Below are 12,967 nucleotides of genomic sequence, written 5' to 3'. Positions count from 1 at the left end.
CAAGCAAGCTGAGCAAGCAAGCCGAAGGTGATGACATGACCAGCGCCGAGACAGCCGGCGTCGGCAGCGGACCGGCCGAGGCCGCACCGCTGCTCGAAGTCCGGGACCTCCACGTGGAGTTCAAGGTCCGCGACACCGTGACCAAGGCGGTCAACGGTGTCAGTTACAGCGTGAACGCGGGCGAGACCCTCGCCGTGCTCGGTGAGTCCGGTTCGGGCAAGTCCGTCACCGCGCAGGCGATCATGGGCATTCTGGACAGCCCGCCCGGCCGTATCGCGGGTGGCGAGATCTTCTTCCATGGCCAGGAGATCCTGTCCATGCCGGAGAACGAGCGCCGCAAGCTGCGCGGTGCCAAGATGGCGATGATCTTCCAGGACGCGTTGTCCTCGCTCAACCCGGTTCTCTCCGTGGGCTTCCAGCTCGGTGAGATGTTCCGGTCGCACCTCGGCATGTCCCGCAAGGACGCCAAGGCCAAGGCCATCGAGATGATGGACCGGGTGCGCATTCCGGCCGCGAAGCAGCGCGTCGGGGACTACCCCCACGAGTTCTCCGGCGGTATGCGCCAGCGCATCATGATCGCCATGGCGCTCGCCCTGGAGCCGGACCTGATCATCGCCGACGAGCCGACCACCGCGCTCGACGTGACGGTGCAGGCGCAGGTGATGGAACTCCTCGCGGAGCTCCAGCGCGAACTCGACATGGGCCTGATCCTGATCACGCACGACCTGGGTGTGGTCGCGGACGTCGCCGACAAGATCGCCGTGATGTACGCGGGCCGGATCGTCGAGACGTCCCCGGTCCACGAGATCTACAAGCGCCCCGCCCACCCGTACACCAAGGGTCTGCTCCAGTCGATCCCGCGCCTGGACCACAAGGGCCAGGAGCTGTACGCGATCAAGGGCCTCCCGCCCAACCTGCAGAACATCCCGGCGGGCTGTGCGTTCAACCCGCGCTGCTCCGCCGCGCAGGACATCTGCCGTACGGACATTCCGGTACTCAGCCCGGTGACCGAGCAGGACGGCACCGAGCTGGTCGGCCGCGGCAGCGCCTGCCACTTCTGGAAGGAGACGATCCATGGCTGACATGAAGAAGGAGTCCGTGGACGCCACCCCGAACGTCACCGAAGTGGAGACGGTCGACGCATCCACCGAGGCGGCGGCCGTGGCCGCCATCGAGGCGCCGGTCGCGCAGGGCGAGCCGATCCTCCAGGTGCGCAATCTGGTCAAGCATTTCCCGCTGACCCAGGGCATCCTGTTCAAGAAGCAGATCGGTGCCGTCAAGGCGGTCGACGGGGTCTCCTTCGACCTGCACCAGGGCGAGACGCTGGGTATCGTCGGCGAGTCCGGCTGTGGCAAGTCCACCGTCGCCAAGCTCCTGATGATGCTGGAGACGGCGACGGCCGGCGAGATCTTCTACAAGGGCCAGGACATCACCAAGCTGTCCGGGCAAGCGCTGAAGGCGGTCCGCCGGAACATCCAGATGGTGTTCCAGGACCCGTACACCTCGCTGAACCCCCGTATGACGGTCGGTGACATCATCGGGGAGCCCTTCGACATCCACCCCGAGGTGGCCCCGAAGGGTGACCGGCGCCGCAAGGTGCAGGATCTGCTCGATGTGGTCGGTCTCAACCCCGAGTACATCAACCGCTACCCGCACCAGTTCTCCGGCGGTCAGCGCCAGCGCATCGGCATCGCCCGCGGCCTCGCGCTCCAGCCCGAGATCATCATCTGCGACGAGCCGGTGTCGGCCCTGGACGTCTCCGTCCAGGCGCAGGTCATCAACCTGATGGAGAAGCTGCAGGACGAGTTCAATCTCTCCTACCTCTTCATCGCGCACGACCTGTCGATCGTCCGGCACATCTCCGACCGGGTCGGCGTCATGTACCTCGGCAAGATAGCCGAGATCGGTACGGACACGCAGATCTACGACCACCCGACGCACCCCTACACCCAGGCGCTGCTGTCGGCGGTCCCGGTTCCCGACCCGGAGGCCCGCGAGGGCCGCGAGCGGATCGTGCTCGTCGGTGATGTCCCGTCGCCCGCGAACCCGCCCTCGGGCTGCCGCTTCCGTACGCGCTGCTGGAAGGCCGAGGACAAGTGCGCCACGGAGACGCCGCTGCTGGCGGTTCCCGAGCGCTTCAAGTCCTCGGACACGCCGGCCGCGCATGAGTCGGCCTGCCACTTCGCCGAGGAGAGGGACGTCGTCGGCGCGGCGTGACGATGTCCGGCCGGACATGAGCCGGAAGGCCCGGAACCGTTTCGGTTCCGGGCCTTCCGGCGTTCGCGGACTGTCATCCTCCGCGACTATGACAGTCCGTCGTGTTCGGTGCCTGCTGGGCTACCGGTAGGCCATAGCTTCCCATCAACTCAGGTGTATGTAACTGATTTGAGCGATCTTTGAGTTTCCTGTTTCGAATGCGGGACGGCGTGTACGCGAGCGGTCGTGAACGCGCGCGGAGCCGATCGGGCCGGTGCCTTTCTGCGTATTCGGGGGGCAAGGCGGCGGTCTCGGGGGTGGCCGCCGTGTCACGGACGGGTCCACCTTCCTGACGGTCCCTTCGATGTTTCCTGTGAGAAATGCACACGTATGGCCGTAGTTGGTGTGCATTTTTATTGCTTCGGGTGGATATTGGGCCCTAAGTGTGAGGAAGATCCATAAGGAGGCACTCCATGCGCGGAGCCACGCAGGCCAAGTGGGCCGCGTGCGCGGTCGCCGTCGCCCTGACGGCAACGGCGTGCGGTGGGGGCGGCAGTGGCGGTGGCGGCGGTGGAGCCAACGGAATCGTGAGCTCTTCCTGGGGTGACCCGCAGAACCCTCTGGAGCCCGCGAACACCAATGAGGTGCAGGGCGGCAAGGTCCTCGACATGATCTTCCGGGGGCTCAAGAAGTACGACCCGAAGACCGGCGCGGCCACCAATATGCTCGCCGAGAAGATCGAATCCAAGGACAATCAGAACTTCACGATCACCGTGAAGGACGGCTGGACCTTCAGCAACGGCGAGAAGATCAACGCGAAGTCATTCGTGGACGCCTGGAACTACGGGGCCCTGCTGAAGAACAATCAGAAGAACGCCTACTTCTTCGGTTACATCGACGGGTACGACAAGGTCCACCCCGCGTCCGGCAGCGCGAGCGCGAATACGCTCTCCGGCCTCAAGCTCGTCAACGACAAGACCTTCACGGTCAAGCTCATGCAGAAGTTCTCCCTCTGGCCGGACACCCTCGGCTACCCGGCCTTCGCGCCCCTGCCGAAGAGCTTCTTCACCGACCACGCCGCCTGGTTGTCCAAGCCCGTCGGCAACGGCCCGTACACCATCGAGACGTACACCAAGGGCTCCTCGATGAGCCTGCGCAAGTGGGACGGTTACCCCGGGGACGACAAGGCGCAGAACGGCGGCATCGACCTCAAGGTCTACACGGACAACAACACCGCCTACACCGACCTGGTCGCGGGCAATCTCGACCTCGTCGACGACGTACCGGCCGCGCAGCTGAAGAACGTCAGGGCGGACCTCGGCGGCCGCTACATCAACACCCCGGCCGGCATCATCCAGACGATCGCCTTCCCCTTCTACGACAAGAAGTGGGACACCCCCGGGGGCATCAAGGTCCGGCAGGGCCTGTCGATGGCGATCAACCGGGACCAGATCACCAGCCAGATCTTCCAGAAGACCCGCATTCCCGCCTCCGACTGGACCTCCCCGGTCCTCGGCGAGGAGGGCGGCTTCAAGAAGGGGCTCTGCGGTGCCCCGTGCGAGTACAACGCGGCGGACGCCAAAAAGCTGGTCCAGGAGGGCGGCGGGATCCCCGGCGGCCAGCTGAAGATCTCGTACAACGCGGACACCGGCTCGCACAAGGAGTGGGTCGACGCCGTCTGCAACAGCATCAACAAGGCGCTGGGCAACAACAACGCCTGCGTCGGCGCCCCGATCGGCACCTTCGCCGACTTCCGCATCCAGGTCTCCCAGCAGAAGCTGACCGGCCCCTGGCGTGCAGGCTGGCAGATGGACTACCCGCTGATCCAGAACTTCCTGCAGCCGACCTACTACACGAACGCCTCGTCCAACGACGGCAAGTGGAGCAGCAAGCAGTTCGACTCCCTGATCGACAAGGCCAACGCCGAGTCCGACAAGGCCAAGGCCGTCTCCACGTTCCAGGACGCGGAGAGGGTCCTCGCCGAACAGATGCCCGTCATCCCGCTCTGGTACCAGAACGGCAGCGCCGGCTACTCGGACCGGATCACCAACGTCTCGCTGAACCAGTTCAGCGTCCCGGTGTACGAGCGGATCACGGTCAAGTAGGACCCGGAAGCCGGGTGGCCGGTGCACACCCCGCACCGGCCACCCGGCTTCCCCATCCCGAGCAACTGCCCCCGCGACCCCCGGAGCCCCTCATGGGACGTTATGTGATCCGGCGGCTGCTGCAGATGATCCCGGTCTTCTTCGGCACCACGCTGTTGATCTTCCTCATGGTGAACGTGATGGGTGACCCCATTGCGGGTCTCTGCGGCGAGCGCCAGTGCGATCCTGCGACCGCCGCCCGACTCCGCGCGGAATTCGGCCTCGATAAGCCGGTCTGGCAGCAGTACGCCACCTACATGGGCAATGTCTTCACCGGCGACTTCGGCACCGCGTTCAACGGCCAGAAGGTCACCGAGCTGATGGCCACCGCCTTCCCCATCACCCTCAGGCTCACCATCGTCGCGATCGTCTTCGAGATCGTCATCGGCATCAGCCTCGGCGTCGTCACCGGCCTGCGGCGCGGCCGGCCCGTCGACACCACCGTGCTGATCCTTACCCTCGTCGTGATCTCCGTCCCGACGTTCGTCACCGGTCTGCTGCTCCAGCTCCTCTTCGGTGTCCAGTGGGGCATCATCAAGCCGTCCGTCTCCCCGGAGGCGCCGGTCAACGAACTGCTCGTCCCCGGACTCGTTCTCGCCTCCGTCTCCCTGGCGTACGTCACCCGGCTCACCCGGACCTCGATCGCCGAGAACGCCCGCGCCGACTATGTCCGTACCGCTGTCGCCAAGGGTCTCCCCAGGCGCCGGGTCGTCGTCCGGCACCTGCTGCGCAACTCGCTGATCCCCGTCGTCACCTTCATCGGTACGGACGTGGGCGCCCTGATGGGAGGGGCGATCGTCACCGAGCGCATCTTCAACATCCACGGCGTCGGCTACCAGCTCTACCAGGGCATCCTGCGCCAGAACTCCCAGACCGTCGTCGGGTTCGTCACCATCCTGGTCCTCGTCTTCCTGGCGGCCAACCTGGTCGTCGACCTCCTGTACGCCGTACTCGACCCGAGGATCCGCTATGCCTGAGCAGACGCCGGACGAAGCGATCTCCGGGGGAGGCGCGGGTGCGGGGATGGGCCTTGCCGTCGAGGAGGGGGAGACGCTGGAGAAGACCCCGGGCGGCCCCGAGGGGACCGGACCCGCGGAGAAGCCGCGCAGTCTCTGGTCGGACGCCTGGCGCGACCTGCGCCGCAACCCGGTCTTCGTCATCTCCGCCCTGATCATCCTCTTCCTGGTGATCATCTCGATCTGGCCGTCACTGATCGCGGACCAGGACCCCCTCAACTGCGATCTGGGCAAGGCCCAGGAGGGCTCCCAGCCCGGCCATCCGTTCGGCTTCGACGGACAGGGCTGCGACGTCTACACCCGTACCGTCTACGGAGCCAGGGCCTCGGTCACCGTCGGCGTCTGCGCCACCCTCGGGGTCTCGCTCCTCGGCGGCATCCTGGGCGGGCTGGCCGGCTTCTTCGGCGGCTGGTGGGACTCGGTCCTCTCCCGTATCACCGACGTCTTCTTCGGTATCCCGGTCGTCCTCGGCGGTCTGGTCTTCCTCTCCGTGGTGACCGGCTCCACCGTCTGGCCGGTGATCGGCTTCATCGTCCTGCTGGGCTGGCCGCAGATCGCCCGTATCGCCCGCGGCTCGGTCATCACCGCCAAACAGAACGACTACGTGCAGGCGGCCCGCGCGCTCGGCGCCTCCAACAGCCGGATGATGCTCCGCCACATCACCCCGAACGCCATCGCCCCGGTCATCGTCGTCGCGACCATCGCCCTCGGTACGTACATCTCGCTGGAGGCGACCCTCTCGTACCTCGGTGTCGGACTGAAACCACCGGCGGTCTCCTGGGGCATCGACATCTCCGCAGCCTCCCCGTACATCCGCAACGCCCCGCACATGCTGCTCTGGCCCGCCGGGGCGCTGGCGATCACCGTGCTCGCGTTCATCATGCTCGGCGACGCGGTCCGCGACGCCCTCGACCCCAAGCTGCGCTGAGGAGCCCGCTGCGATGTTGCTCGAAGTGCGCGATCTGCACGTGGAGTTCCACACCCGGGACGGGGTGGCCAAGGCTGTCAACGGGGTCAACTACTCGGTGGCCGAAGGCGAGACGCTCGCCGTGCTCGGCGAGTCCGGCTCCGGCAAGTCGGTCACCGCGCAGGCGATCATGGGGATCCTCGACATGCCTCCCGGGAGGATCAGCGGCGGCGAGATCGTCTTCAAGGGCCGTGATCTGCTGAAACTGAAGGCGGAGGAGCGCCGGAAGGTCCGCGGCCAGCAGATGGCCATGATCTTCCAGGACGCCCTTTCCTCCCTCAACCCCGTGCTCAGCGTCGGAGAACAGCTCGGCGAGATGTTCGTGGTGCACCGAGGGGCGTCCCGCAAGGACGCCAGGCTGAAGGCCATCGAGCTGATGGACCGGGTCCGCATCCCCGCCGCGAAGGAACGGGCCGGGAACTACCCGCACCAGTTCTCCGGCGGTATGCGCCAGCGCATCATGATCGCCATGGCGCTGGCGCTGGAACCGTCGCTGATCATCGCGGACGAACCCACCACCGCCCTCGATGTGACCGTCCAGGCCCAGGTGATGGACCTCCTCGCCGAGCTCCAGCGCGAGCTCAACATGGGCCTCATCCTGATCACCCACGACCTGGGCGTGGTCGCCGATGTCGCCGACTACATCGCCGTGATGTACGCGGGCCGCATCGTCGAGTCGGCCCCCGTCCACGAGATCTACAAGGCGCCCGCCCACCCGTACACCAAGGGTCTGCTCCAGTCGATTCCGCGGCTGGACCAGAAGGGCCAGGAGCTGTACGCCATCAAGGGGCTGCCGCCCAACCTGCTGCGCATCCCGCCCGGCTGCGCCTTCAACCCACGCTGCCCGATGGCCCAGGAGATCTGCCGCGGCGAGGTGCCGCCGCTGTTCGAGGTGGCCGAACACCGCGAGAGCGCCTGCTACTTCTGGAGGGAGACGCTCGATGCGCGCTGAACAGGGGGGCATTCGCGCGGGCGGCGAACCCATTCTGGAGGTCATCGACCTCGTCAAGCACTACCCGCTGACCCAGGGCATCCTGATCAAGAAGCAGGTCGGTGCGGTCAAGGCGGTCGACGGTGTCTCGTTCGAGCTGGCCGCGGGCGAGACCCTCGGCATCGTGGGGGAGTCCGGCTGCGGCAAGTCGACCGTCGCCAAGATGCTCGTCCATCTGGAACAGCCGACGTCCGGCGCGATCAAGTACAAGGGCGAGGACATCACCAAGCTGTCCGGGCGTGCGCTGAAGGCCGTGCGGCGCAACATCCAGATGGTGTTCCAGGACCCGTACACCTCGCTCAACCCGCGGATGACGGTCGGCGACATCATCGGGGAGCCGTACGCGATCCACCCCGAGGTCGCGCCCAAGGGCGAGCGGCGGCGCAAGGTGCAGGACCTGCTCGATGTCGTCGGCCTCAACCCGGAGTACATCAACCGCTATCCGCACCAGTTCTCCGGTGGCCAGCGCCAGCGCATCGGCATCGCCCGCGGGCTGGCCCTGAACCCCGAGATCATCGTCGCCGACGAACCGGTCTCGGCCCTCGACGTCTCCGTACAGGCCCAGGTCATCAACCTGCTCGACCGGCTGCAGGCGGAGTTCAACCTGAGTTACGTCTTCATCGCACACGACCTCTCGATCGTCCGGCACATCTCCGACCGGGTGGGCGTGATGTATCTGGGCAGGCTCGCCGAGATCGGTACGGACGAGCAGATCTACGATCACCCCACGCACCCGTACACGCAGGCTCTGCTGTCCGCGGTGCCGGTGCCGGACCCGATGGCGCGCGAGTACCGCGAGCGGATCATCCTGCACGGCGACGTGCCGTCCCCGGCCAACCCGCCGTCCGGCTGCCGCTTCCGTACCCGCTGCTGGAAGGCGCAGGAGCGGTGCGCAGTGGAGGTGCCGCTGCTCGCGGTCCCGGCCGCCTTCCGCCTGACGGACACCGCGGCCGCACACGATTCGGCGTGCCATTTCGCGGAGGAGAAGCAGGTGGTGCCGCCGGAGGAGCCGGGCGGGTCCGGTGAGCCGGCCGCACCCGACGACGGCACGGGCGAGGGCGACGGGCCGACGCCCTCGCCCGGAAGTGCGCACGCCGACTGACCGCGGCCGGGAACGCGACCCCGCTCGTGGTGTACACGGTCGCCGGTGTCGCCGCTCTGCGGTCCTCGGTGGCCGCAGCCGCCCTGGTCGCCACCGGAGTGACCACCCTCGCGCTGCGACTGCCCGGCGTCTGGAACATCGGCGCCGACGAGATGGACGCCCGATTCCCCGACGAGCTCCGCGTCCGCGCCCTGATCTGCGCCTTCGTGGCCCTCGCGGCCGGGATCGCGCTGATCGTCACCGCGGGGGCGGGCCGCAGGCCGCCGCGGGACTTCTCCGAGCAGCTGCCCACCCGGCCCGGCCGGGGCGCCTCTGCCACCACGTTCCTGCTGCTGGGAGCCTCGGGGGCGGTGGTGATCGAGAGTCTCCCCCGGGCCTTCGAGCGCGGGGGAGACCAAGGACGAGCGCCCGCCTACCTGTCCAGCCCCAATGCCCGCTTCAGGAAGTCCACCTGCAACAGCAGCAGATTCTCCGCAACCTGCTCCTGCGGAGTCATGTGCGTGACCCCGCTCAGCGGCAGTACCTCATGCGGTCGCCCGGCGGAGAGCAGCGCCGACGACAGCCGCAGCGAGTGCGCGACCACCACGTTGTCGTCCGCCAGCCCGTGGATGATCATCATCGGCCGGATCTGGTCCGCGGCCTCGGACAGCCCGTCGTCGGTGAGGAGCGAGTTGTACGCGTACACCTCGGGCTGCTCGGCCGGATCGCCGAGATAGCGCTCGGTGTAGTGCGTGTCGTACAGCCGCAGGTCTGTCACCGGCGCACCCACCACGGCCGCATGGAAGACGTCCGGCCGCCGGAGCGCGGCCATGGCCGCCAGGTATCCGCCGTACGACCAGCCGCGGATCGCCACCCTGGAGAGATCCAGCGGGAACCTTTCGGCGAGCGCGTGCAGCGCGTCCACCTGGTCGTCGAGGCTGAGGACGAAATTGTTCTTGATCGCCTTCTCCCAGCCGGGTGAGCGCCCCGGTGTGCCCCGGCCGTCCGCGACGACGACCGCGAAGCCCTGATCGGCGAACCACTGCGACGTCAGGTGCGGATTATGGGCGGCGAGGACCCGCCGCGCATGCGGTCCACCGTACGGATCCATCAGGACCGGAAGCGGACCATCCGACTCCTGATAGTCGGTGGGGAGCAGCAGGGCGCACGGAATCCGCCGTGCGCCCCCCTCGGTGAACTGCACCCGGGCCGTCAGAACCGGCTTCTCCGCGTGGTTCGCGACGGTCGCGACCTGCTTGCCGCTCCGGAGTACCCGCACCTCCGTGCCGGGCCGCTCCGGTGACGCCGAGACCAGCACGGTCACCTCGCCCGCCCGGACGGCGGAGTGCACCCCCGCCCCCTCGGAGAGCCGCTCCACGCCCAGCTCATTGACCCGGTAGACATGGCTCTGCCCGATCTCCGGTTCCGCCGCTTCCTCGCCCGCCGAAGCCGACACCAGGACGTCCGACTCACCGATGTCCAGGACTGCCTGGATCTGCAACTGCGCCCCGGTCAGCGGCCGGTCGCCGACTGCGAGGACCCGCGCCCCGCCCTCGTCCACGATCCGCACAAGCCGCCCGTCCGGCGCCCACGCGGGCACCCCGGGGAACAGTTCCAGCCACACCGGGTCCTCGTCGACGTGAACCGTGCGCGTCGCACCGCTCTCCGTGTCCACCGCGAGGTAGAGCTGACTGCGCTGGTCACGGGCCTGCACCAGGATCAGCGGGGCGCCGTCCGACGACCAGTGCACCTGCGCCAGATACGGATACCGGGCCCGGTCCCACACCACCTCGGTACGGGCCCCGTCCAGGTCCGTCACCAGAAGCCGTACCTCCGCGTTGGGCGTCCCCGCCGCCGGGTACGCGACCTCGGCGGGCTTGCGGTCGGGGTGTGCCGGGTCGGCGATCCACCACCGCTTCACCGCACTGTCGTCGACCCTTGCCACCAGCAGCCGGTCCGACTCCGGCGACCACCAGAAGCCGCGCGAGCGCTCCATCTCCTCGGCCGCGATGAACTCCGCGAGACCGTAAGAGATGTGCGCGTCCTCCGGCTCCGCGAGCGCCCGGTCTCCGTCACCCTCCGCCCCCACGACGCGCAATGCGCCCTTCGACACGTACGCGACATGGCGCCCGTCGGGCGACGGACGCGGGTCCAGCACCGGGCCCGGTACCGGCAGCGCGCGGGCCGTCCCGGCCCTCAACTCGGCGACATACACCTTCCCGGAGAGCGCGAACGCCGCCAACTCGGCTGCGGAGTCGACCGCATAGCCGACGATCCCCGCGGACCCCTCGCGGCTCCGCTCGCGCCGCGCCCGCTCCTGCGGGGACAGCTTCTCCGCCGAACCACCCAGCAGCACCTCGGGGTCGGCGACGACCCGCTCCTTCGACGTGGAACCGTCCGCCAGGTCCAGCACCCACAGCCGGTTGGTCCGGTCCGTGCCGGAGGCCGACCGCAGGAAGATCACCCGCTCCCCGTCCGGTGAGACCGTGAACGCCCGCGGAGCACCCAGGGTGAATCGCTGTGTTCTGGCGTGCTGACGGGGAAACGAGAGCTTCTGCGAGGTCATACCCCCGAACCCTAAGGCTTGATCGGATCGCGAACCAATGAATGGCATACAGCGCCCGACCGTCCGGTCGTGCGCCCCTCGTGCTGCTGTGCTCCGATCAATGCGATCGCACGGATAGTTATGATCCATAGCGCTCGGTGGGTATGAACCTGCTGGCTCCATGTGTGCTGCCCGTCCCGACCGTACTGATGGAGGTGAACCGCCGTGGCACTCTCGATTTCGGCGGTGGTGCTGCTGGCGATCGTCGTCTTCCTGCTGATCCGGAAAGCCGGACTGAAGGGCGGACATGCGGTGGTCTGCATGCTGCTCGGTTTCTATCTTGCGAGTTCGTCCATGGCACCCACCATCTCGGAGCTGACCACGAATGTGGCCGGCATGATCGGCGACATCAGGTTCTGATTCTGATCCGGGGCCCCGTCAGCGCCTGCCGGGCTCGCGGGGCCCGGCAGGCGTGGCTGCGACGGGCTCCAACCCCCTCCGCGGTCGGCCCGCAGGGCAGTCGGCTCGTAGGGTGGGTCCCATGACGGACCTTTCCGCCCGTCGTCTGCTCCTGGTGCATGCGCACCCCGACGACGAGTCGATCAACAATGGCGCCACGATGGCCCTGTACGCGGCCCGGGGCGCCCGGGTCACTCTGGTGACCTGCACGCGCGGCGAGGAGGGCGAGGTCATCCCGCCCGAACTCGCCCATCTCGTGGCCGACCGGGACGACACCCTGGGCGACCACCGCATCGGTGAACTCGCTGCCGCGATGAAGGAGCTCGGGGTCACCGACCACCGTTTCCTCGGCGGACCCGGACGGTTCCGCGACTCCGGAATGATGGGTGCCGAGCAGAATCACCGCCCCGGCGCCTTCTGGAATACGGACGTGGACGAGGCCGCCGGGTACCTCGTGGAGGTGATCCGCTCGGTACGCCCGCAGGTCCTCGTCACGTACGACCCCGACGGCGGGTACGGGCATCCCGACCACATCCAGGCGCACCGCGTCGCGATGCGCGCCGCGGACCTGGCAGCCGACCCCGCGTACCGCGGCGGACTCGGCGCCCCGCACGCCATCGACAAGATCTACTGGAACCGGGTGCCGCGCTCCGTGGCCGAACAGGCCTTCGCGCGGCTGCGTTCGACGGCTCCCGATGCCTTCCCGGGGATCGCCGCGATCGACGACGTACCGGGTGTGGTGAACGACACCCGGATCACCACGGAGATCGACGGTGCCGCCCACGCGGTGGTCAAGACGGCTGCGATGCGGGCACACCGCACCCAGATCGCCGTGGACGGCCCGTTCTTCGCCCTCTCGAACGATCTGGGTCAGCCCGTCTTCACCACCGAGTACTACGAGTTGGTACGCGGACCATCCGGAGCGCCCGCGGGTGCCCGGGAACATGATCTCTTCGCAGGCGTACCGGGCGTACCGGGCGCATCGGGTGCGGAGGACGTGCCAGGGGCTGAGTCGGGAGAACGGTCATGAGCAGCGGCAAGCAGCGCCGGCCCGGCACCGGCACCCCGCCCCGGGAGCACGCGCCCAGCGGTCTCGCCGCACCCCTGAACCCGGGCCGCATCGGGGCCTACCTGGGCCTCGCGGTCCTCGGTGCGCTCGTCGGGCTCGCGGGAGCGTTGGTCCAAGCCGCCTGGTTCCCGGGCGGTTTGCTGCTCGCACTGGTGGCCTGCGCCGGACTGTTCTACGGGGGCCGCCTGCTCATCGGGACCCAGATGGGCGCCCTTGCGCCCGCAGCGGGCTGGCTGATTTCGGTCATCGTTCTGCTCGGCGGCCGGCCGGAGGGCGACTACGTCTTCGGAGACGCACTGGGGCTCACCCTCTTCATGCTGGGAGGGATGGCCGTCGCTGTGATGTGTGCCACCATGTCGCGGTCGCCCCAACAGGGCGCCGACAACGGCCGACCTGGCAAGTAATGTGCCACGTCCGATCCCGTAATGCCCCCTGTCCATCCGGGAGGCGCACCGTCGTTTCCCCCGGTCGCGGGGTGTCTGTCGGTGGTGGCCAGTAT

11 protein-coding genes are annotated in these 12,967 nt (G+C 68.0%); 10 read left to right on the top strand and 1 reads right to left on the bottom strand.

Going from position 1 to position 12,967, the window contains the following annotated elements; genetic code table 11:
* The first annotated feature begins 35 nt into the window (after positions 1-35).
* From ACIBB8_RS20675 to ACIBB8_RS20645, 7 genes are all read left to right on the top strand, one after another.
* Positions 36-1,082 carry an ABC transporter ATP-binding protein gene (locus ACIBB8_RS20675; RefSeq protein WP_398954084.1) on the top strand — a complete coding sequence of 349 codons (1,047 nt, stop codon included), beginning with the start codon at positions 36-38 and terminating at the stop codon, positions 1,080-1,082.
* Positions 1,075-2,217, top strand: a complete 1,143-nt coding sequence (locus ACIBB8_RS20670) for an ABC transporter ATP-binding protein (protein WP_398954082.1) — start codon at positions 1,075-1,077, stop codon at positions 2,215-2,217. Before ACIBB8_RS20675 ends, ACIBB8_RS20670 begins: the two co-directional genes overlap by 8 nt.
* A gap of 452 nt (positions 2,218-2,669) precedes the next feature.
* Complete coding sequence (locus ACIBB8_RS20665) at positions 2,670-4,301, top strand: ABC transporter substrate-binding protein (RefSeq protein WP_398954080.1); 1,632 nt, start codon at positions 2,670-2,672, stop codon at positions 4,299-4,301.
* 92 nt (positions 4,302-4,393) lie between these two features.
* Entirely contained in the window at positions 4,394-5,317 is a 924-nt protein-coding gene (locus tag ACIBB8_RS20660; RefSeq protein ID WP_398954077.1) for an ABC transporter permease, read from the top strand.
* The gene (locus tag ACIBB8_RS20655; protein ID WP_398954075.1) at positions 5,310-6,284 is read left to right on the top strand and encodes an ABC transporter permease; all 975 of its coding nucleotides are present in this window, start codon (positions 5,310-5,312) and stop codon (positions 6,282-6,284) included. Before ACIBB8_RS20660 ends, ACIBB8_RS20655 begins: the two co-directional genes overlap by 8 nt.
* Before the next feature lie 13 nt (positions 6,285-6,297).
* Positions 6,298-7,275 (top strand): ABC transporter ATP-binding protein, encoded by a 978-nt coding sequence (locus ACIBB8_RS20650; protein ID WP_398954073.1) that lies wholly within the window; start codon positions 6,298-6,300, stop codon positions 7,273-7,275.
* Positions 7,265-8,416 carry an ABC transporter ATP-binding protein gene (locus ACIBB8_RS20645; RefSeq protein WP_398954071.1) on the top strand — a complete coding sequence of 384 codons (1,152 nt, stop codon included), beginning with the start codon at positions 7,265-7,267 and terminating at the stop codon, positions 8,414-8,416. The genes ACIBB8_RS20650 and ACIBB8_RS20645 overlap by 11 nt, the downstream gene beginning before the upstream one ends.
* A gap of 412 nt (positions 8,417-8,828) precedes the next feature.
* On the opposite strand, the gene ACIBB8_RS20640 is transcribed toward ACIBB8_RS20645, so the two are convergent.
* Positions 8,829-10,961, bottom strand: a complete 2,133-nt coding sequence (locus tag ACIBB8_RS20640) for an alpha/beta fold hydrolase (RefSeq protein WP_398954069.1) — start codon at positions 10,959-10,961, stop codon at positions 8,829-8,831.
* 204 nt (positions 10,962-11,165) lie between these two features.
* Here ACIBB8_RS20640 and ACIBB8_RS20635 point away from each other — a divergent pair, with 204 nt between their 5' ends.
* The 3 genes from ACIBB8_RS20635 (at position 11,166) to ACIBB8_RS20625 (ending at position 12,872) form a co-directional block, all read left to right on the top strand.
* Positions 11,166-11,360: a hypothetical protein gene (locus ACIBB8_RS20635; protein WP_358861943.1), complete on the top strand. Its 195-nt coding sequence runs from the start codon at positions 11,166-11,168 to the stop codon at positions 11,358-11,360.
* Between the two features lie 121 nt (positions 11,361-11,481).
* Positions 11,482-12,429: an N-acetyl-1-D-myo-inositol-2-amino-2-deoxy-alpha-D-glucopyranoside deacetylase gene (gene mshB / locus ACIBB8_RS20630; protein WP_398954067.1), complete on the top strand. Its 948-nt coding sequence runs from the start codon at positions 11,482-11,484 to the stop codon at positions 12,427-12,429.
* The gene (locus ACIBB8_RS20625) at positions 12,426-12,872 is read left to right on the top strand and encodes a DUF6113 family protein (protein WP_398954065.1); all 447 of its coding nucleotides are present in this window, start codon (positions 12,426-12,428) and stop codon (positions 12,870-12,872) included. The genes mshB and ACIBB8_RS20625 overlap by 4 nt, the downstream gene beginning before the upstream one ends.
* Positions 12,873-12,967: the final 95 nt, after the last annotated feature.

Origin of the sequence: Streptomyces sp. NPDC051286, assembly GCF_044455345.1 — a bacterium.
Lineage (GTDB): Bacteria > Actinomycetota > Actinomycetes > Streptomycetales > Streptomycetaceae > Streptomyces.
The sequence above is the reverse complement of the archived record's forward strand: the minus strand, read 5'-3'. Positions and strand labels throughout refer to the sequence as shown.